The following is a 20990-nucleotide window of genomic DNA, read 5'->3' on the forward strand; positions in this document are numbered from 1 at the left end:
TATGACTTTATACTTGTTTGCTAATAATTTGATTGTTATTATCGGATATTATTGAATGTTGAAAACTAGAAAGCACATAGATTAACAAATAAACCGACGATTTTCAATTATATTTATATGCTAAACCTACAGTACATAATGCTGTGGGTTTTATTTTTGTATAAGAAAAGAGCAAGGTTTGCTAAATAGAAAAAATCAATAAAGTTGAAGCATTTTGACAAATATTAGAAAACTAATTGCCTGTTTACGCTAAAAGCGTTAAAATTATAATAATATGCTAAGATTGCATAGTTTCATAAAATATACATTACAAAGAGTAACAAAACGGCGGAAACCTGCCAGATTAATAAAGATAGAGAGAAAAAAATGGAAAATATCACTTCAGAGAAAACAATCATTAAGCTGGATCTTGCCACCCTTGAAAAAAAATTATGGGATTGTGCCGATGTTCTCAGAGGTACCCTCAACTCAACCCAGTATATGGAATATATCTTCGGGATGCTGTTTCTTAAACGGATTAACGACCAGTTTGACGCAGAACATGCTGACAAGCAAATCAAGTTTAAAAATCTGCCACTGAATGCTTTAGAACAGGTGTTAGAAGATCCAAAAGTCTATCAGAACTTCTTTATTCCTAAGCAAGCTCGTTGGGCCAAATTCAAAGACATGAACCTGAACATTGGTGCCGAACTGGACAAGGCCTTCAAAGCCATCGAAGACGAGCCTCGTAACGCTGAACTGGTGGGGGTGCTTACCACTGCTAATTATAACGACAAAGAACGGGTGCCCGATGGCAAGCTCAATCAGCTAATTCAGATCTTTGATTCGATGAACCTTTCCAATGAAGGACTTGTATCTCCGGATATTCTAGGGGATGCCTATATGTATCTCATCAAGAAGTTTGTCGATGATGGTGGACAAAAAGGCGGAGAATTCTATACCCCTACCCAGATCAAAGATATTATGGTCCGACTGATCAAGCCCCACGAAAACCTGTCCATTTATGACCCTTGTGCAGGATCAGATGGCTTTCTGGTTTCCGCCATCGAGTACGTCAAAGGTCAGGGACAGAACCATAGAAACCTCCAGCTTTTCGGTCAGGAAATCAACCTCACCACCTGGGCTATTGCCAAGCTTAACATGCTTCTCCATGACGTCTCTGGTGCCACTATCTGGAAAGGCGACACCATCCGTCACCCGCAAAACACCGATGGTTCCGTACTTCGAACCTTCGACATGGTGCTGTCTAATCCTCCGTTTTCGTTGAAAAACTGGGGCCGGGAAGTCGCCCAGAAAAACGACTACGGTCGTTTCAACTATGGGGTCGCCCCAGCCAACTATGGTGATCTTGCTTTTGTTCAGCACATGTTGGCCTCCCTAAACACTAAAGGGATTATGGCCACGGTAGTGCCCCATGGGATTCTGTTTCGAGGCGGTGAAGAAGGGAAGATCCGCCAAGGCCTGCTGGAAGATGATCTTTTTGAAGCTGTCATCGGATTTCCCCAGAACCTGTTCTACGGTGCTTCAATCCCGGCCGCCGTAATCATTCTCAACAAGAACAAGACCGCAGACCGCAAGGGCAAGGTGCTCTTTATTGAAGCCTCCCAGGGTTTTGTCAAGGACGGCAACAAAAACAAACTGACCCCGGAAAATATCGATCATATCATCAATGCCTACGACGCTTTCAGCGACGAAGATAAATTTGCCACCTTGGCTAATCTAGATGACATCCGCAAGAATGACTACAACCTCAACATCACCCGCTATGTGGACACCTCAGTGGAGGAAGAATCCATCGACATGGACGTCGTTATCGCTCGACTGTCCCAACGCGAAGCTGAACTGGCAACGTCTAAGGAAACCATTAACGTTTTTTTGAAGCAACTGGGCTTTGAACAGATATAATGAGGGATGGGATGAAAGAAACTAAAGACGGGTATAAGAAAACAGAGATTGGGGTATTGCCGGAGGATTGGGCGGTATTGAAATTAAAAAGCTTGTGTACTAAGATTACTGATGGTACTCATAAAACACCTCAGTATACTGAGATAGGTATACCTTTTTTAAGAGTAACTGACATACAAAAAAAAGAAATAGATTGGAAAAATGTTAAGTATATTTCGAAAGAAGAACATATTCAACTTGTAAAACGATGCAAACCTGAAATGGGTGATATTTTATATTCAAAAAACGGAACTATAGGTATTCCGAAAATAATAGATTGGCAAAAAGAATTTAGTATCTTTGTGAGTCTTTGTTTGATTAAGGTGACAGAAGGTTCAATAAATAAAAAGTTTCTCGAACAATTTCTCAAGTCAGATAATTGTCTCAGACAAATCAAACTAAGGGCAAAACAGGGTACTGTCACAAATTTACATCTTGAAGAAATTAGAGAACTTGAAATCCCGTTACCAACTGTTAAAGAACAACACCGTATTGCCGAAATCCTGTCCGCCACTGACGTCCATCTGGAAAAACTGGACACCATCATTGCAGACACTCAGCTACTAAAAAAAGCCTTGATGCAACAGCTACTGACTCGGGGTATCGGCCATACCGAGTTTAAAGATACTGAGATTGGAGAAATACCTAAGGCATGGGAAGTGAATACACTTGAGAATATTTGTGTAAAAAAAGGATTGGTTAGGGGCCCTTTTGGCGGAGCACTAAAAAAAGCATATTTCCAAGAAAAAGGATACAAAGTTTATGAACAAAAAAATGCCATAAATAAAAGTGCTTTAATTGGCAACTATTTTATTGATGAAGTTAAATTTAAAGAATTAGAACGATTCAGTTTGAAAGAAGGGGACTTTATTGTTAGTTGTTCAGGAACAATTGGGAAAATATTTCGGATTCCCCAGGGTTTTGAAAAAGGAGTAATCAATCAAGCATTGTTGAAAATAACTCTGGACAAGCAAAAATTTAATGATGGATTTTTTTATCAATACTTCGAATGGGAAGCTTTTCAAAACAAAATAACAGAAAACACGCAAGGAGGTGCAATGAAAAATCTTGTAGGTATGGATATTATCAAAAAGACACTTTTACCCATCCCATCACTCTCAGAACAGCATCGCATCGCCGAAATTCTATTCTCTATCGACGACCGCATCAAGCTCTATGAAAAAGAAAAAACAGATTTCACCAAGCTAAAAAAAGGACTGATGGAACAGCTGTTGACTGGAAAAATCAGAGTAAACTAAAGAGCGGTTATGGAAAACTACCGAGATGATATTGATTTTCATATAGAAGAGAGGAAGAAATATGAGTAATAATAAAATGAGATCCTCAAAAAAGAATAAACCAAAGAATCTGAATTTTGTCGAAATTTTGAATTTGCAGTTAATTAAAAATGATTTTGAAACCATTGAAAAGATTATTAATGAGAATCAACCAACTGAAGGTGCTCCAATTATTTTTTTAATAATACTGCCATATTTATCTTTATCTTGTGTGGAAGCATTAAATATTTTAAAAGAAAAAAGAATCCTTACTAATATAAAAAATAATTCTTCACACTCTCCTGAGACTATTCGTAATGATTTAAAGAAGACAATGAATAAAATAAACAAGATTTATAAAGGCATTTTGGAAATTGATGAGGAGGCTGACTTAAAATTCAGAAATGAAGTAAAGTATGAATTTATAAAAACGAATAATCTCTATTATAATATAGGCTTTTATACCGACGGCTACCATCGGTATATTAGTAACACGCAATACATGGAATCAATTATTAGAGAAGCAGACGATAAGGATATAGAAATTTCTAAATCGATGCATCAACTAGGCATTTTTCTTGGCGAATGCACAAAATCTATTACCACTCTACTAAAACCAGTTAAGTTGACTGAATTTACAGTACCGATAAAAACTGATGTGGAAATTTTTTATAAAGACATGCACACTGATAATCTGGGGCATATTGATGGGTTGGACAAAGCACAAATATTGTTTCTCATTCATACACTAGCTACCCTAAATGGAGTTAAAAATTTGCTGAGTACCATACTACCTCAAGAAAATACATATCTTTTTAGGATCAAGTATATTGTCACATACTATGCTTATTGTGGTTTGGAAAAATTCAAAAATAATATCATTAACAAAAACATTGACTACTCATCTGAAATGAAAGATTTGATAAATTTGATCGATGAAATAAAAGCGGATCGGGATACTTACTTTAATGGCGATTTTAGAAGCTGTATGATGCACTATAGTTTGAAAAATAAAGGTGTTTTCATAATAGATCAAAAATTACTTAACCAGGAATTACCTTTCTATGGCTTAATAGAAAGTTGTTTTAATGGAAAGCATTTTGATGAACAGAATGTGGTTATTACGAACTTAATGAATAAATTATCAAGTGCCTTAGAAAAGACAATTTCGCTTAATTTAGATGACTCGAAGATATTAGAATAATAGGTTGTTGTGTTATTAATTAATAAGTTAGTCGTTTTATATCATAATTATGGAGAAGCCTACGGCAATCTATAGAAATTCAAACTTTCTTCAAAAAAATGTGTGGTTTACTGTAAAAACCTAATGGATTGCCGATATGAAAGAGATTCTCAATATTTCTGAGAGAGTGGCGTCGAACCACATAAATTCCGATTTCAAAACCAATCCCTATTTACAAGCTAAAAAAAGTTCTTTTGGATGATTTCAGGTGTTCTAAAATGATCGAGCAAGCAGATATTGCAGGTGTAAATGAAGTGGGTAAAGAAAGAAAACCGCCATTTCTAAAAGTCATCAGTGCAGACTTTCAAAAGAACTCAAAGTCAAATTTAATAGCAAAATTAAAGGAGAATAAATGAGTACTGTTTTAGAAACGCTTAGTGGGAAAAACATTAATTTTTTAATCGGTTCAGGTGCAAGTATGCCCCTGTTTCAAACTTTAAGTTTAGGCGATAATTTGCCATCCTTTGAAGAAGTATTATCCTCTAAACTGATTACAGATAATAATAAAATTCTTCTATATTGCTACTATTATGCAAAATGGATTTCTCCTATGCAATTGCAAAAAATGAAAAAGGAGTCAAGTAATTATGCTGTAACCCAATCTTCATATGAGAAATTCATTCGTATATTATTGGATATTTTAACACGTGAAAGTAATGAAAAACCAAGACGTGCTAATATTTTCACTACAAATTATGATCTCCTTTTTGAATCTGCTTTTGATTTGACTATTTGTTCAAATCCATTGTGCTTTTTTAATGATGGCAGTCGAGGTTTTATCAATAAGAAACTAGACACTGATAATTATTATTTAAATGTTTCACACAGCGGCTTCAATGACAATTATAAACGAGAAGTACCCACAATTAACCTATTTAAAATGCATGGTTCAGTCAGCTGGGGAAAAGAAAAAAATGAGCATATAAGCGTGAGTTATAAAAATAATTGTATGGAAAAATTAGACGAAATTTTAGAAAATGAAAATTTTGAGTTGGAAAAAATCGACAAAATATTCAATTATACATCTTTTTTAGGTGGCGATATTTGTTTTAATATCAACAAAGAATTAACACTTTTAGACTTTAATCAAACCTTCTTAGAAGAATTTTATGATGCTTATAAAACACTTCCGATTATTAATCCGGACAAATGGAAGTTCCATGAAACGGTATTTGAACAGCATTATTATCAAATGATTCGCTCCTTCAGTTATGAGATGGAAAAGCGTGATACGGTTTTAATCGTCTTTGCATTTTCTTTTGCAGACGAACATATTTTAAATATTTTGAAACGTTCTATGTTAAATCCTTCGTTAAAAGTAATTATTATTGCTTATGATGAAATTAGTTTAGCGTTATTGAGAACACAATTTAGTCAATATAAAAACGTCGAATTTTATCCAACTAATGAAATGAATATAGATGGTAGTAAAATCAACGGTAATTTTGATTTCATGAATAATATGCTAACGGGTTGCATATAAATGAAAAAAAATTATGTAGTTGGAAATGTTATAACTATTGATGGTTTAAGAATTACGGTTCAAATGAGAGAGAACTCAAACATGCTTTCATATTTCTATGATGGTGAAACATATAGAGGTGTCAACATTGGCGAGTATGTTGGTATTATTCGTGGCCCATACAAAATTGTAGGAAGAGTTGAAAAAGAATACCTTGAAGATAAATCGAGAGATTATGAAAACCAGACATTCGAATTAAATAGGTTTACAAGAAAAGTCGAGCTATCAATTATTGGAAGCTTTTTCAACGAGGTATTTGAATTCGGAATTAAATGCTTCCCGATGATTTTCAATGAAGTTGTGTTACTAAATGATCTGGAAATTCGTCAAATTATTCATGGAAGCAGTTGTATTTCAAATAATACGATACCTTTAGGTAAAAGCATTCAGGAACAAATTACGATTGAGTTACAATGGGATCAGATTTTTAATACGCATTTTGGCATTTTTGGAAACACAGGTAGCGGCAAATCAAATACTTTGGCAAAAATTTATACAGAATTATTTAAAGCGAATAATAAAAGCATTCAACTAGAGCATAAGAGCAAGTTTTTGTTTATTGATTTTAATGGGGAATATATGGGACCTGATACATTAACATCGGAAAAAAATGTCATAAATCTATCAACAAATAATATAACTAGTAATAAGTTTAAAATAACACCTGAAAGCTTTTGGGATATTGAGACACTATCTATTCTTTTTTCTGCTACTGAGAAGACACAACGTCCTTTTTTACAAAATGCCATTAATTTTTATGTTAATAAAGATACCAACGATATTGATGCCCAAGTGATAATAGACGGGATTTGCATGGGTTTTAGGAATGTGTTTAAAGGTAATAATCATAAAGAAGCTTTGGAACTATTGAAAAAAGTCTATCAAATTATCGGAATTTCTGTTGATGAAAGCGGTTTTTGGTGTGATGAAGATGGTGAAATGATAGAAATCCCCTGGATTAATTGCTTGTGGCATTCGAAGGCAGGTTCGTTTTATTATCATAATCGACCTTCCAGTGATATATTTATTTCAGGAATGTCAGATGGGGACGTGAATGAAAAATCTGAAATTCTTCGTGAAATAATTAGTTGTGGTTATATTTTGGAAAAAATTGAACAGTTAAAACTCATTGATAAATTAATCATTATCGTAAATTTGCAATTAATTTATGGTTTACACTATAATAATTTTCAGTTTGAACATGTTAACCCGTTACTTTCAAGAATTCAGTCAAGATCAAATTTTTTGGACAAAATAATTGAAGTAGGACCGGTTGTAAATGAAAAAACAGTTATGGTAATTTCCATGAAAAATTGCAACCTCGAAGCCAAAAAAATTATCCCATTATTAGTTGCAAAACAAGAATATAATACACACAAGAAACTTTGTAAAGATGATGAAAAAATTGATCATACATTTCATCTTATAATTGACGAAGCACACAATATTTTATCAGAACAGTCAAATCGAGAAGAAGGTACTTGGAAAGATTATCGGCTAGAAGTTTTTGAAGAAATAATAAAAGAAGGTAGAAAGTTTGGGTTCTATTTGACCATTGCCAGTCAGCGACCTTATGATATTTCGTCAACAATCATTTCTCAATTACATAATTTTTTTCTACACCGATTAGTAAATGATTTAGATTTAAAAATGATTGCAAATACATTAAGCTCCTTGGATAGCTTATCTCGACAACGGTTATCTAGTCTTACTCCAGGACAGTGCATTATTACTGGCACCTCTTTTGAAATGCCTCTTTTGGTACAGGTTGAAAGACTAGACGATAATGAAGTGCCAAACAGTGATAGTGCAGATTTAGCAAAACTATGGCGCAAAAAAAAGCCAGTACTCAAAATTAACAAAATGACAACGGGTCTTGATTTATAAAGATAAAATTGATTCGCATTTTTATTGATTTAAGTCGCAGATGGGAACATCATGCATTATACGTTATTAATAAAACTAAGTGATATTCCTCCTACGCAAGATTACATAATTAAAAACGTGAAAGACAAATACCTTTTTAGCCATTTGATAGTATAAAAATAAAAAGTTTCAGGAGGTGTTTAATTATTGGGTTTATCAGCATATGAGGACTTGGGTGAATTAAAATCGCCCAAAGAGATTATTGTAAATTCTTTATCAGAATTCATTGAATTGGTTACAAATGATAATTATAAGAACTCTTATTTTAGAGGAGAACCAGCGCCTTATGATTCAATAATTGCATCGGCATTTAGAACTGAGTATAAAGGATTTGGTAGTAATGAAGAATATCCATTTTTAAAAATGAAAGAGGAGTATCGACGTGAAGTATGGAATAGTATCAATGAAGAAACAAAGAAAAATTTTCTAGGATTCTGTCAACATCATGGTTTACCAACGAATCTGATAGATTTTTCAAATTCTCCATTAGTGTCACTTTATTTTGCTTGTCAAAATGATAGAGACAATGATTCAGAGTACGGATACATTTATTTAATCAAAAATCGTTGTATTGATATTACTGAAATATTCAATAAAGGTTTGAATAATAATATTTTAGAAATTATTAGCTCAGACTGTGAAGAAGCGGTTCAGGCTTTCTATCAACTTTTGAAAGAATTCGAAAAAGAAAACGAAAAGGCATTTTATGATTGTTTCAAAGAACTAGTTGATGATTATAAATATGTGTTTTACGATAAAAGTCCATTTGATAGCTTTTTATGCTGGGATTCTATACCAGAAAGCGAACGAGAAATTAATTTGCCGGAATACCAAGATTACAAAAAAGTACTTAATTCAGATAACAGATGGAGCGTTATCTTTGAAAATGACAGTCTTTCCCATGAAATTGACAGGGGAAATTATGAGCAACATGTAGTTTATATATACTTCTTTTTTTTAAGACTATTTATCAAACAAATGATCAAAAATAAAATGTATAATCCTTGGTTTGATGGATTGCCGCTGATGGTTTACAAACCAATATTTGCTTTTAACCGTGGGATTCATCAGGAGAGTTTATTTATATATCAAAACTATCTGTCATATAAAGAAGAAGTGTATGATAGCCACATTTTGTCGCTTCAGAGAATTTGGCCAGATGAGATTATTGTTGTAAAAAACAAAAATAAAATCCTTCATGACTTGGATTTCATCGGTATTAATGAAAAATATATTTACAATGACTTCGATAGTATTGCGCGATACATAAAAAGCAAGTATTGAGGATCTACATTATTACACAGGAACAGTTATTTTTAAAACAAACTTTTTAGGTCTTCAAACTAAGGTTAAGAAATTACTAAACGACTACTTAAGAACACGAACCGGAGGGTAAACAATGACTTGCACCCCAAAAAAATACTGGATACCAGGCAGACCGGCAACCTTTGCCACAAACTCTGAGATAGAGTGGAAAAATACCATCAAGGAATATATTGGAAGCGAAAATAATCAGTACAACTCACTCGAATTTGAATTCAGAATAACACCAGATAATATGTCAAAATACGCATTTGATATTGATAATCTTTGTGAGCCTGTTTTTGCTGTGCTGGCCTCGAAATTGGGATGGTATGAAAAGAAGCGAAAAAATATCGTGAGTTGGAAAGCGGTAAAGAAAGAAAATGAAAATCCGGGGCTAATATTAAAAGATGTTGTAAGCACTGGGTTTGAAAGATGCGGTGAGAAACCAATATTCGTAGGCATCTATCAAGGAGAATTCCCTAAGAAAGCCACAGATCATAGAATACCGGAATGGTTAGCGAGTTTTGATAATCGGGCTTGCGTTAATGAAAGGTGTTCCATGCGTTTGGAATTCGGCCCCACAAATCTGAGCATCGCAACGATTGCGTCGGGTACGGTTAAACCAATCATAGACTGCATGTACCCTGTCATTGGAGGAAACAGTGGAGTGCCGGATGATCATAAAATAACGGAACTGTTAGTAGAAAAATCAGTGGAAGATCTTTTAAAAAATCAAGTTAGAATTACCATTTGGGAAATTAATTAAAATAAATAATCAGCCTAAGATGGTAAGAATCCAGCAGTCATTAAAAAACGAAAATTTAATGAGAACGGTTAACAATTAATCACATTATTCAATCATATCAATTAGGAGGCACCATGTCATATCTTGGAAACGAGTACACATTAGTCGAAAAACCGGCCCTTGATTATCTCACCGGAAACTTGGGCTATGATTACGTGGAAGGGGAGAAATTGACCCCATCTTTTGGTGAGCGGGAGTCCCTTCGGGATGTGATCCTCATTAAGCGGTTTTGAATGGCTCTTTCTCGCCTGAATCCATGGATGACCGTGACGTCACTGGACAGCACCCTCAAGTATTTCACCAATTCCGACGCTTTGGGTACCTCATTGCTGGCCATCAACGAAAAGATCCATCGGGCCATTGTGGATTTGGAATTCACGGTTACCCAGTCGGTTGAAGGGCAAAAGAAAAAACTCACCGTGAAACTCATTGATTTTGAAGATGTGGAGAACAATGATTTTCTGGTAACCAACCAGTTTGCTGTTCAGGGGCTGAATAAAACCATTTACCCGGATCTGATCATCTTTATTAATGGTCTGCCGATTGTGGTGATTGAGGCAAAATCGCCTTTCAAAGAAGGTGGCATGGGCATTAAGGCGGGTAAAAAAGACGCCTACGATCAGCTCTGTCGTTACATGGATAGTCGCAGTGATGTGGTTTCTGAAGGGGCTCAAAAGCTCTTTCACACCAACTTTTTCACAGGAATCATCAATAAATACCACGCTTATGCTGGGACGATCACTGCAGGTTACGACTATTATTTGGAGTGGAAAGACCCATATCCTTTTAAAGTTCAAGATATGGTGGATCTTAAAAACAACGGTCAGAATCTGTTTTTGCAGGGTCTTCTGGAAAAGCAGAACCTGCTGTTAATTATGCAGTTTTTTGTGTTGTTTGAAACCGAGGGAGACATCCGGATTAAAAAGCTAGCCCGGTACCAACAATTCAGAGCCTGTATGAAAGCCATCAAACGGATTCAAGCCGGAAAAACCCCGCTTGAGAAGGGTGGCGTGATTTGGCATACTCAGGGTTCCGGAAAATCACTGTCAATGGTGATGCTGGCCCGGATGATCCGACGGACCAAGGGGTTGGAAGATACCATGCTGGTCATTATCACCGACCGTATCGATTTGGATAAACAGCTTTATCATACTTTCAAGGGCATCTTTCCGGCCACCTACACGATGGCCAAATCCAATCTGGACAAAATCCTCACCCGGGCAGAAACCGTGGAGGAAATGAAGGCGTTGCTGTCGGCAGGGCAGGCAAAGATCATCTGTACAACCATCCAGAAGTTCCAGTGCGAAACCGATGAACAGCCAATTTTTGAAGATGGACACCAAGCAATCAAGCTGTTTTTTGATAAGGCCATTGAGGTGCTAACTAATAAAAGTAATGTCATTGTCTTTACCGATGAGGCGCACCGTAGCCAGTATTCCAACCTGTCCATGAATATGCGCAAGGCTCTACCCAATGCCACCTTTATTGGTTTTACCGGAACTCCCATCGAGAAAGAGGATAAATCCACTTACCGAACTTTCGGAGAACTCATTGATAGCTACACCATTTCTCAGGCGGTTGAAGATGGAAATACAGTCGCCATTGTCTATGAAGGTCGCCGGCAGGATCTCCAGATCATTCAGGAACAGTTGGATGAGGATTTTGATGAGGGGTTTAGAAACAAATCCGATTTGGAGCGTGAGGCCATCAAAGCCCGGTATTTTAATAAAATTACCCTAGCGGAGGCGGATGACCGCATTGATGATATCGCCCGAGATCTGCTGATCCATTATCGGGATAACAGCTATAAACTGGGATTTAAGGCTCAGGTTGTCACCGTATCCCGGTTAGCCTGTGTGAAATATTACAATGCCCTGATGAAGCATATGCCGTCAGTTTTTGGGGATAACCCCATTGAGGTCGCGGTTATTTTTTCGGCGGACAATAATGATGCATTAATGATCAAGAACCATCGAACTTCCAAGGGGGAACAGGATCTGATTCTTGCCCGGTTTAAACGGGAAATTGAAAAGGATCGCCTGTGTATGATTATTGTAAAAGACATGCTTCTGACTGGTTTTGACGCAAAAATTGAAGATGTCATGTATCTTGATCGCCCGTTGAAGGAACACAACCTGCTTCAAGCCATTGCCCGGGTCAACAGAACTTATGATAAGTCGTTTAAGCAATGTGATGAAAACGGAAAAGAAGTGGAAAGCCAACGAACCAAAGCTTTTGGTAGAGTGGTGGATTATTTCGGCGTGACGCGGCATCTGGAGGAGGCACTGCAAATCTTTGACACGGTTGATGTGGGGGAACCAATGGAAAACATCGACAGCCTGTACCGAAAAATGCTGGATTACAAGGAGCAGGCCATGCGTATGTTTGACGGGGTGGATAAAAGCAATCTGGATGCTCTGATGAATGTCTTAGAGCCAGCGAACATCCGGGCTGAATTTGAAACGGCCTATAAACGGTTTGCTGTGGCTGTGAATACTTTGATGCCCACCCATGTGACCCAGGACGATCTTAATGCTCTGAAATGGTTGTCTTACCTGAGAGCAGGAGCTAAGGCACGGTTTGAGCCGGAAGACGCCATCGATATTTCAGATTGTGGCGAAAAGGCCCGGGAACTGATCTCAGAACATCTGAAATCCCAAGGGGTTTATCAGTGGATTGAACCCATTACCTTATTTGATAAAGACTTTAAGGAAAAAATCTATCACGGGTCAGATGAAGCCATTGCGTCCACCATGGAGCATGCAATCAAACACATTATTACAGTCAAGATGAAAGAGAACCCGGTGCATTACCAGACCCTGTTGGAACGTCTGCTAAAGCTCATTGAAGAAACCAACTTGAACTGGGAGGAACGTCGGAAACAATTAGAAGAGTTTGTGGAACGAGAACTGAATAATGGTGAGGAGGAACTTGCCAGAGATCTGGGCTTCACCCAGAAGCGTCAGTTGGCCATTTATGAAACGATCAAAAATTCAGGTTCTCCCAGTAAAGTTGAAGATGGAGGGGCAACCTATACTGCGGGTTATGATGAGGATGTGTTTAAAGACATCACCATGGACATCGAAAAGACTATTCTGGATAATCGGGTTCGGGGTTTTAAAACGAATCCTACCCGGCTGTCGGAAATGGAAACAGCGATCTATGAAATGCTTCTGGGGAGCTACTACACGGTACTAGGCTATGATGGTGTCGCTCGCTTGATCAATCCGATCATGGATCTGGCTAAAATTCATTATGGGGAGTTGGATTAGATCATGAACCGGCTATCCTATCAATATGGAACCCAGCAGATCACATTTGATGTGGTTTACCGAAAACGAAAAACCTTGGCGATTGAAATCGAAGCGCCAGATCGGATCACTGTCATTGTACCGGTGGGTCTTGACGAAGCGGAAATATTGGAGTTGGTTAAGAGCAAATCGAAATGGATTGTCAGTAAGCTTTTTGAGATCAGAGAAATTGAACATCAAAAAAGTCATAAACAGTATATAAATGGGGAATCCTTTCCGTATTTGGGTCGTAATTACAGCTTGGATATAAAATATGAACCGGATGTAACTTTTTCAGAGGCGAAGCTTTATCGAGGGAAGCTGGTTGTTACAACGCCAACAAGGGATGAAGCGATGATCAGAAAAACTTTGGAAAACTGGTACCGAGATAAGGCAACTGAAAAGATCGAAGTACGGTTGGCCTATTATCAGACTTATTTTGACATGGCTCCAAAACGGCTGGTAATCAAGAATCAGCGGAAACGCTGGGGAAGTTGTACAAAAAACAAGGAGCTGTTGTTTAATTGGAAATGCGTCATGTGTCCGGCTCCAATACTGGATTATATCGTTGCCCACGAAATGTGCCATCTAGTGCATATGAATCATTCCCAAGAATTTTGGGAGCTTCTGAAAAAAGTCCTACCCGATTATGAAAATCGGAAGGAATGGTTGAAAAATAATGGGTTGAGGTATGATTTTTAAGAGAACGTGAAAGTTGGACAAAGGTAAGCATGGTTATTCGGGAAGGTTTGCTCTCAAGCAGATTTGAAGATCGACTAGGATGAGAAATGTAAGAAGTAAGATGGGCTGAATTATAAATTTTTGTGGTTTGTGAGTATTCTAATTAGATAGCATCCCCGAGTGCTCTGAATCATCGGAATAGGTGCACTATTCAATTGGAATACTCAATTCTATCGAATTTTAGCGGATAGTGCATTTTTTTACCGAGACGATTATTAGCTGGTCTTACTGTTTTTCTGTCCAGATCACAGATTTCTGCAATCCGGGATTTGTTGCCAGCATTCACGATCACAATCTTACAATATTGGAAAAGGATTACAGAAACAGCAATGAATACTAATAGAATTGGATTTAAAGTTATGATGATGCGTGAAAAAACACGTTTGGTCAGAAGTGCTTTGCGATATATTTAGGAATTGATCAAACACAAATAATAAAATTTGAAGAAGATGAACTTCGATTAAAGGTCAATCTACTTGAAAAAATATGTGACTTGTTTAGTTGTTCATTTAACGATTTAACGGAAGAAATATCTGATGAGCTAGAGCAAGATTGCTATTTTGATTGTAGTACAATAACCAGTAATGATCTTACAGCAATATCGTAAATTAATAAATTGCACTCAATTCAAAAGAAATGAATATTCTATTAACTGGAGGACTAATAAAATGATGGAATTATTAAAAGAAGAAGGATCTGACATGATAGAAATCAAATTGAACACTTTATGTAAAAATAAATATCCCATGTCAAGATCTGAGGCAAGACGCATTCTAAAGAATTTAAGTGCTTTCAAAGAGGTCACTCTTGATTTTGAAGAAATCAATAACATTGGACAGGCTTTTGGTCATGAAATCTTTGTTGTATTTCAGAATAAAACATCAAAAATTAAAATTAATTACATCAATGCAAATGATGAAGTTAAGGGAATGATAACAAGAATTTTGAATACAGAAAACTGCTTAATTAATGAAAACCCCCGAAAATGTTAAGTAGAAAAAGGTGCATTTTCAATTATTTGAAATGATTAAATTCTCAAAAGCTAGACAAACCTTTCAATTTTGATTTGCAAATAAAAATTGAAAGGGGGATTAATACGAGACTGAGACGTCCATATTCAACACGATTTTCAATTTAATCGACTGATCATCCCTTTGAATGCAGTGATATGAGGTCGGATCAGGTGCTCATCGGTCTTAAAATTCAGTTGCTTCTTATCTCAAAAGACCTCCTGTTAAGTAAACAATATTGATTAACAAGGGCTTAGTAAGCCTCCAAGGATAATTTCAAACTTCACGACAAACAAATTGACGCACACCACCCATCACAATCTGCGGTTTTGGATTTGGTGTTCATGATAGTAGGGAACCATTGTTGGAGAATGTCTTGCTCCTCTGATGAATAAATAGACGGGTTCTGATTTTTTTCATTACAGAGAATAAAAACGAGAAAAAAGTAATGACTGCGCTCGGAGAATTTCAATGTTAACAAAGCTTTCGGACGTGGGTTCGACTCCGACCTTCTCAGCCACCAAGAACTACGCAACAATATTGATGTTAGATAGAACCTGTTACGTTATAAGTAGCAGGTGTTTTGCTCTTAATCAGGATAAAAACATTGAACCTCAACCTTTGAGCTAGTTCAGCATAATTCCATTACAGATATTTAAGACAATCACAGCAATGATGATAAGCTGATATAATTTTAAAACGATCTTTTCAGACAGAATACCACTGAGTTTTGCGCCAAGGAATCCACCAATGATGGCAGCAGGAACAATGGATAACAACAAACTTAGGTCAAAAAAATCATAGCCGGTGGTAAATCCCATGGTGATTAAGGCTGAAAGCTGGGAAAAAAGAATGGTAATGATGGAATACACCGTGGCTTCCTTGATGGGGATGCCAAAACAGAACATCAGTAACGCCACGTTGATAGAACCACCGCCAATACCCAATAAAGAGGCCAAAAAACCAAGGAATACACCAACGAGAAAGTAGAATATTACGTTGGCAAGTTCTAGTGATTGCCATTTCTTGATGGTATAGATCAACGCAAAGACCAGAGTTGAAACGGTTATAATAATTTGAATTAATTGAACTGCTGAATCATCGGGAAGAAATTCCAGCAACTGGTTAAATATATATTGGCCTGAAATTCCTCCTATCAGAGCACCGAAAGACAGAAACAAAGCCAGTTTTATATTTATATTGATTGGATTTTTAAGTTGTCGACAGGTAGAAACAATTGACATTGATAAAACGGCTGTACAGGAATAAAAAGCAATTTCAACCAACGAATGAATGCCAATAGCATCCATCATCGGCTTGATAAGAATGCCACCACCCATTCCGGAAATCGATCCGATGGTATTGGCAAAAACAATAATAAAAAAATAGATTACCCCAATTTTCATTATATGACGTCGCTTTCATTAAATCTTTAGTATTTTTTCTTTTGTCTATCCCCCAAACGTGTTAACCAACCAAACTGTTAATTGTATGAAAAGATTTCTCCCCAGTTGTGCTGGGGAGAATAGAGTGAACGGAAGTGTAATGTATGTCGTGCAAAATCCTTCTATGATAAGATAATATTGGCCTCGTAGACACCGATATAGTCTATTTCAATCATCGCCGATACCAAAAACGTTTAAATTTCATGACCCTTCATTGAATACATGAACGATCAGAGATCTTGAGCAAGAGTATGCCGGCAAACTCAAAATGTGATTGACGGCGTAAGTTTAAGTTTTACCACTGTCTACTTGAAAGGGCGTGGTTCATTTATGGTATAAGGAAGTTTTCTAAACATGATAATTTTTTTTAATAAGTTTTACTATTTCATACCATAAAACTGAAACGCCGGCGATACCAAAGGCAATAAAGAACTGACTAACTGTTAGCGGGGCAAGCTTTAAAAAGGCGTTCAGTGGGGTATAGAGAATAATAAACAGCCCAACGAGAGTTCCAATGTTTACGGCCCACATCACCTTATCTTTTGCCAATCGTTTCATCGATTGAAATGCAAAATCATGATCAGAGCTGTTGACTTGGACAAGGAAAAGATTGGCCAGCATAATAATTGCAAAACCCATCGTTCTGGCAAGTTCCGGATTCTCTGGATTTTGTCCCAAAACATAATAATAGGTGCCAAAAGATGCGGCAAATAAAACCAGACCCTGGGCGATGCTTTTTAAGAGAATGCTGGCATTGAGTAACTTCTCTTTGGGATCACGCGGTTTTCGTTCCATGATATCTGATTCAGCAGGTTGACGTTCTAAGACAATGGAGCAAGTCGGATCAATAATCAACTCCAGCAATACGACATGAAGCGGCAATAATAGCAGGCTTCCCGGGCCTACGCCAAGCAGTGGGGCAAGTAATGCGGCAAGTGCAATGGGGATATGAATGGTAAACACGTAGCCGACCGCCTTTTGAATATTAGTATAGACGCGACGGCCATCTCTCACGGTGTAAACAATGGTTGAAAAGTTGTCGTCCATTAAAATGAGATCCGCAGCTTCACGAGATACTTCAGAACCTCGCTTGCCCATGGCAATACCAATATCGGCATATTTTAAAGCCGGAGCATCATTAACACCATCACCAGTCATGGCGACAATCTCGCCATTTTCTTTAAAGGCTTTAACAATTCGCATCTTATGTTCCGGAACAACCCGGGAAAAGATGCTAACATCTTTAACCTTTTCGCATAATTCTTCATCAGTCATGTCATTGAGCATATCGCCTGTAATGATATGATCGGAGTTGGGCATGCCAATTTTCTTGGCAATACTCGCAGCGGTGATGCCATTGTCACCGGTGATCATCACCACCCGAATGCCAGCTTTAGTACAAAGTGCAATATCATTTTTGACCGATTCTCGAGGTGGATCGGCAAGGCCAATTAACCCACATAAAGTCAGCTGACAATCCGTAATTTCGGGAGGGATTTCTGCTTCTGTTGCCGGTTTCATAGAACCAACAGCAATAACCCGCAAACCTTGCTCAGACATTTCACGTATCTTATTATCAACGACTAAAAGCTCTTCCGATGAAAGATCACAAATTGTGAGAATCCTTTCAGGAGAACCTTTTGCTGCGATAATGATTTCGGCATCATGATACCAAACATGACCCATCATTTTTAATTCATTGGTAAAGGCATATTCGGTAATTAATTGACCGCCAAAGAGATGTTCTTTTGAAAAACCTACTTTTTCGCAATGTGTTAGCATTGCTTTCTCCATGGGGTCGTAAGCATCGGTTTCGCAGCCAAGTCCCATGACTTCACAAAGATTATCAACGTTGCCGTCAATTGCCCAGGTATCTTGAACTGTCATCTGGTTCATCGTGATGGTTCCGGTTTTATCAACACAAAGAACAGAAACCGCACCGAGGGTTTCAACGGCAGGCAGTTTACGAACCAGCGATTGTTTTTTAGCCAGGCGCCATGCTCCCATAGAAAGGAATACAGTAAGAATGACTGGAAATTCTTCCGGGATCATCGCCATCGCCAGGGTGATACCAGCTAAAATACTTTCAATCAGACGATCGCCAAAGGCATGATCGGGTATGTTGATATAGGTAACAACTCCAACAAGAGCAAACAGAACAGCGGCAATCCCGGCACAAAGTTTAACCAGGCTTCCGGTTTGTTTTTGTAGTGGCGTTGGTTCATCCGGGGCAGCGGCCACATTCGTACCAATTTTTCCATATTCGGTGGTTGCGCCGATTTTGTCAACTTGGATCGTTGCCGTTCCTTGGGTAACAAGGGTTCCCGCATAACAATAATCTTTACGCCAATAATCCGAAGAAGGATCGACATTTTCGGTTGTGATTTTCCAAACGCCTTCCGCTTCACCAGTAAGTGATGATTCATCGACACATAAATCGCTGCACTTGATAACAATTCCATCAGCTGGAATTTTCACACCTTCGTAAACCATCATCAAATCACCGGGAACCAGATCGACACTGGCAATGGTTAATTCTTGTCCATCACGGATAACTTTAACATGGGGTGCGGATAAATCTTTGAGGGCATTAAGTGTCTTATCGGTTTTCCATTCCTGAATGACATCAATACTGATAATACCGATAACAAATACCAGCATGATTGCACCATCCCGGGGTTCTCCCAGAATAAAGTAAATACCTGCTGCAACGAGCAGTAAGAGAAACATCGGTTCACAAATAATATGCAGTACCTTGTGAAAAAAGCTCTCTTTTTTCTGCGGCGTTAATTCATTTTTCCCAAATTGCTCCTGGCGCTGAAGCGCTTCTAGGGTGGTTAGTCCTGCTGGACTGGTTGTATACTCTTTCAAATCAAACCTCCATTTGTAGCCAATTTGGCTTTAAAATAATAGCCTCCAAGTCACTCCATAAATGGGTTAAATCCAGTCAATGTTCTTAAAAGGGTATAAAAAAACACCCGTGGGAACATACTTCTGTCCCACAGATGTTAAAAATTAAATCTGCTGCCGTTGTTACGGCCCGGCACCATGAACGGTTTAAGGTTCATCGCCTGATCAGGTTGTACTGTAAATTGATATGCAGTGCAAAGAGATAGTTATAGTCTAATATATTTTAGAAGATTTGTCAAGATATGGTTATTTGCGAAATGAAGTAAACCTTTGAATTAAATCTTAAATAATCGAATAAAATCAGTTTCGATATCATCAATAGATTTATAGGTTTCTTCAAGTCTAAGTAATCGCTTTAAAAATATTTTTTGCTCAGGGGCTAAATTTAGTTCGTCAAACCAAGGTGATTGCTTGTGTTTTTTTGTCGTCTCATAGGAGGAATAGAATAAATACAACAAAAAATCGCCAAGATAAGAAAAATCCAAATCAAACGGGTATTGATTTGGATCAGCCCATCTTGCCAACCCAAAATCCACAAGATATACATTTTCCTGATCAATCAGAACGTTGGGTGTTCGGATATCGCGATGAACGATGTGATTTTTATGAAGGTATTTGATAATGCTGATGAGTTTAGTACCAATATTGAAAATTTCTTCATTAGAAAATTTATAATTCTGTTTAAAAAGCATTTCTTTTACAGTATGTCCTGGTTTATACTCCAGAACAAATCCATAAAATTTCTTTTCATTGATAATACCCAATAACTCAGGTATTCTGTCGTCATTTAATTGCGAAAGCATGACGGCTTCATAGGCGTTTTTCTTCCAATTTTTCTTAAACATCTGAGGCCTAAATTTTTTCAAGATAACTGTTTGACCATTATTTGAACGTGCAAGAAAGCAGATACCATATCGACCATGGCCAATCAGGGTCGATATGGTATATCCGCCAATTTGTTTTCCAATAAGGTTTAACTTATTATTGAAAAGCATCAGTTTACTGATTTACTTTTTGACCACAGCTGAGACAGAATTTTGAACCAGGTGGAAGTTTTTCACCACAGTTTAAACAGAATGCGGCGTTATTTACTTTTTGGCCGCATTGCAAACAAAATTTTGAACCCGCTGGAATTGTCGCGTTGCAGCTTCCACATACCGTCGTATTTTGACTACCGGTCGGTTGGTGACTGGGCTGAGTAGTTTGAGAGGGATTTCCCATGTTGTTATGTTGGGTACGTCTTCCGCTTCCTGAACCAGAACCGAGCATATCAAACATATTTCCGAAGAGCCCTTTCTTTTTATAGTGACTGCTGCCTTGATTTCCGCTTTTATAATGTTTACTCTTTGACGACCTTGATGAATAACTCATTTTTTACACCTCTTTTTAAAATATGATTTTATTTAGTTCTAATTTATAGTATCAAACCTGTTTTCGTCAAGTGAATTAAACAAAATTAAGGTTTGATGCAATAAATATTTACAAATATATAGAAACGATTAAATTAAAAGTTATTGATCAGTTTATAAAAATTTTAACTATTATTACTTTGAATTTTAATTATCTGTTTTA

The 20990-nt window shown here is 37.2% G+C and carries 17 protein-coding genes and 1 riboswitch; of the genes, 13 read left to right on the top strand and 4 right to left on the bottom strand.

The window, feature by feature from the left end:
- Positions 1–366: 366 nt before the first annotated feature.
- The 13 genes from Q7P33_RS15940 (at position 367) to Q7P33_RS15995 (ending at position 15045) form a co-directional block, all read left to right on the top strand.
- Complete coding sequence (locus Q7P33_RS15940; RefSeq protein WP_303871732.1) at positions 367–1905, top strand: type I restriction-modification system subunit M; 1539 nt, start codon at positions 367–369, stop codon at positions 1903–1905.
- Between the two features lie 11 nt (positions 1906–1916).
- Complete coding sequence (locus tag Q7P33_RS15945) at positions 1917–3203, top strand: restriction endonuclease subunit S (RefSeq protein ID WP_303871733.1); 1287 nt, start codon at positions 1917–1919, stop codon at positions 3201–3203.
- 61 nt (positions 3204–3264) lie between these two features.
- The gene (locus Q7P33_RS15950; protein WP_303871734.1) at positions 3265–4425 is read left to right on the top strand and encodes a hypothetical protein; all 1161 of its coding nucleotides are present in this window, start codon (positions 3265–3267) and stop codon (positions 4423–4425) included.
- A 257-nt stretch (positions 4426–4682) separates the two neighbouring features.
- On the top strand, positions 4683–4820 hold the full coding sequence (locus Q7P33_RS15955; protein WP_303871735.1) for a hypothetical protein: 138 nt from the start codon (positions 4683–4685) through the stop codon (positions 4818–4820).
- A complete protein-coding gene (locus Q7P33_RS15960; protein WP_303871736.1) occupies positions 4817–5947 on the top strand; it encodes an SIR2 family protein in 1131 nt (376 codons plus the stop codon). Before Q7P33_RS15955 ends, Q7P33_RS15960 begins: the two co-directional genes overlap by 4 nt.
- Positions 5948–7873 carry an ATP-binding protein gene (locus Q7P33_RS15965; RefSeq protein WP_303871737.1) on the top strand — a complete coding sequence of 642 codons (1926 nt, stop codon included), beginning with the start codon at positions 5948–5950 and terminating at the stop codon, positions 7871–7873. It begins immediately after the preceding gene.
- A gap of 186 nt (positions 7874–8059) precedes the next feature.
- Positions 8060–9196 carry an FRG domain-containing protein gene (locus Q7P33_RS15970; protein WP_303871738.1) on the top strand — a complete coding sequence of 379 codons (1137 nt, stop codon included), beginning with the start codon at positions 8060–8062 and terminating at the stop codon, positions 9194–9196.
- A gap of 115 nt (positions 9197–9311) precedes the next feature.
- Complete coding sequence (locus tag Q7P33_RS15975; protein ID WP_303871739.1) at positions 9312–9983, top strand: hypothetical protein; 672 nt, start codon at positions 9312–9314, stop codon at positions 9981–9983.
- A gap of 113 nt (positions 9984–10096) precedes the next feature.
- Entirely contained in the window at positions 10097–10255 is a 159-nt protein-coding gene (locus Q7P33_RS15980) for a hypothetical protein (RefSeq protein ID WP_303871740.1), read from the top strand.
- Entirely contained in the window at positions 10256–13294 is a 3039-nt protein-coding gene (locus Q7P33_RS15985; protein ID WP_303871741.1) for a type I restriction endonuclease subunit R, read from the top strand. It abuts the gene before it with no gap.
- A gap of 3 nt (positions 13295–13297) precedes the next feature.
- A complete protein-coding gene (locus Q7P33_RS15990) occupies positions 13298–14014 on the top strand; it encodes a M48 family metallopeptidase (RefSeq protein ID WP_303871742.1) in 717 nt (238 codons plus the stop codon).
- Positions 14015–14468: 454 nt separating this feature from the next.
- Positions 14469–14660: a hypothetical protein gene (locus Q7P33_RS18080; protein WP_369693326.1), complete on the top strand. Its 192-nt coding sequence runs from the start codon at positions 14469–14471 to the stop codon at positions 14658–14660.
- A 61-nt stretch (positions 14661–14721) separates the two neighbouring features.
- A complete protein-coding gene (locus tag Q7P33_RS15995; protein ID WP_303871743.1) occupies positions 14722–15045 on the top strand; it encodes an STAS-like domain-containing protein in 324 nt (107 codons plus the stop codon).
- Between the two features lie 644 nt (positions 15046–15689).
- On the opposite strand, the gene Q7P33_RS16000 is transcribed toward Q7P33_RS15995, so the two are convergent.
- The 4 genes from Q7P33_RS16000 to Q7P33_RS16015 all read right to left on the bottom strand — a co-directional run bounded on the left by Q7P33_RS16000 (position 15690) and on the right by Q7P33_RS16015 (position 20789).
- A complete protein-coding gene (locus Q7P33_RS16000) occupies positions 15690–16469 on the bottom strand; it encodes a sulfite exporter TauE/SafE family protein (protein ID WP_303871744.1) in 780 nt (259 codons plus the stop codon).
- Between the two features lie 387 nt (positions 16470–16856).
- On the bottom strand, positions 16857–19379 hold the full coding sequence (locus tag Q7P33_RS16005; RefSeq protein WP_303871745.1) for a cation-translocating P-type ATPase: 2523 nt from the start codon (positions 19377–19379) through the stop codon (positions 16857–16859).
- A gap of 121 nt (positions 19380–19500) precedes the next feature.
- A riboswitch (NiCo riboswitch) is annotated at positions 19501–19597 on the bottom strand.
- Positions 19598–19693: 96 nt separating this feature from the next.
- The gene (locus tag Q7P33_RS16010) at positions 19694–20413 is read right to left on the bottom strand and encodes a protein kinase family protein (protein WP_303871746.1); all 720 of its coding nucleotides are present in this window, start codon (positions 20411–20413) and stop codon (positions 19694–19696) included.
- A gap of 4 nt (positions 20414–20417) precedes the next feature.
- Positions 20418–20789 (bottom strand): zinc ribbon domain-containing protein, encoded by a 372-nt coding sequence (locus tag Q7P33_RS16015; protein ID WP_303871747.1) that lies wholly within the window; start codon positions 20787–20789, stop codon positions 20418–20420.
- Between the last annotated feature and the right edge of the window lie 201 nt (positions 20790–20990).

The organism is Acetobacterium wieringae (assembly GCF_026646375.1).
In the GTDB taxonomy this organism is placed as follows: Bacteria; Bacillota; Clostridia; order Eubacteriales; family Eubacteriaceae; genus Acetobacterium; species Acetobacterium wieringae_A.